Below are 948 nucleotides of genomic sequence, written 5' to 3' on the forward strand. Positions count from 1 at the left end.
CTGCCGCTCAGCCGCAGCCTGGCCGGCGCGGCCGTGGGCCTGTCGACCGAGCACGTCGTGCGCCTGGCCGCCCACCTGCGCCGGGCCGGCGTGGTCGACTGGGGCCGCGACGGCGTGCGCGTGCTGGCCCCCGACCGCCTGCGCGAGATGGCCATGGCGCGGGCGTGAGGCTCGGCCTCTACAATATTGGAGACGCCCAGGATCGGTGCTGCGGCTAACCTCCCGATTCTAGGGGAGGAATTCCAATGCGTCTGAACGTGAAGCGCGCGGCGACCGTCGCCGCGGTGCTGGTGACGACCGCGCCGGCGCTGGCCGGCTGCGAGTCGATGGGCGATATCGCCACCGGCCTGGCCGCCGCCGCCGACGACATGAACGGCGTGTACTATGACAACCAGTCGTTCTCCGACAACATCGGCGGCGACTGCCCGTTCTTCGTCGAATACGGCATGAACAACAACCAGACCTTCGTGCGCTTCCGCAACGACGGGGGCAGCTCGCAGAGCTACACCATCTCCTACAACACCGGCGCGACCCGCACCGCCTACGCCGAGCCTGGCCAGTATTCGGACGTCACCTGGATGCCCGGGGCCGCCCAGCCGAACCATTTCAATTCCCAATGCACGACGTGACGACCGGGGTCAGGCGAACTCCGCCGCGCTGATCCGCTCCAGCCGCCGCGCCACCGGGGCTACGTGGTCGGCGTAGGTCAGGGCCGAGGGATAGCGGCCCTCGGCCACCCGCAGGCGGCCCAGCCGCTCGTAGTCCGGCGGCAGCACCATCGGTCCCGGCCAGGCGGTCAGGTCGGGGGCCTCGACCAACATCTCCACGCTCAGGCAGTCGGGCCGTTCGGCCAGCAGGGCGGCCGCCTCGCCCCGCAGCGGGCCGTAGGCGGCGATCGCCGCGCGCTTGCGGTCCCGCGCCGCCGGCGACAGCGGCGCCGCCTCGATC

At 71.7% G+C, this 948-nt stretch carries 2 protein-coding genes; one reads left to right on the top strand and one right to left on the bottom strand.

The genetic code is table 11. From position 1 onward, the window contains the following. The first annotated feature begins 245 nt into the window (after window positions 1-245). Window positions 246-629 (top strand): hypothetical protein, encoded by a 384-nt coding sequence (locus tag G3573_RS21645; RefSeq protein WP_163263684.1) that lies wholly within the window; start codon window positions 246-248, stop codon window positions 627-629. A 9-nt stretch (window positions 630-638) separates the two neighbouring features. Here G3573_RS21645 and G3573_RS21650 read toward each other — a convergent pair. Further along, window positions 639-948: hypothetical protein (locus G3573_RS21650; protein WP_205598440.1), on the bottom strand; the 310-nt coding region annotated here is incomplete at its 5' end.

Origin of the sequence: Caulobacter sp. 17J65-9, from assembly GCF_010975005.1 — a bacterium.
Lineage (GTDB): Bacteria > Pseudomonadota > Alphaproteobacteria > Caulobacterales > Caulobacteraceae > 17J80-11.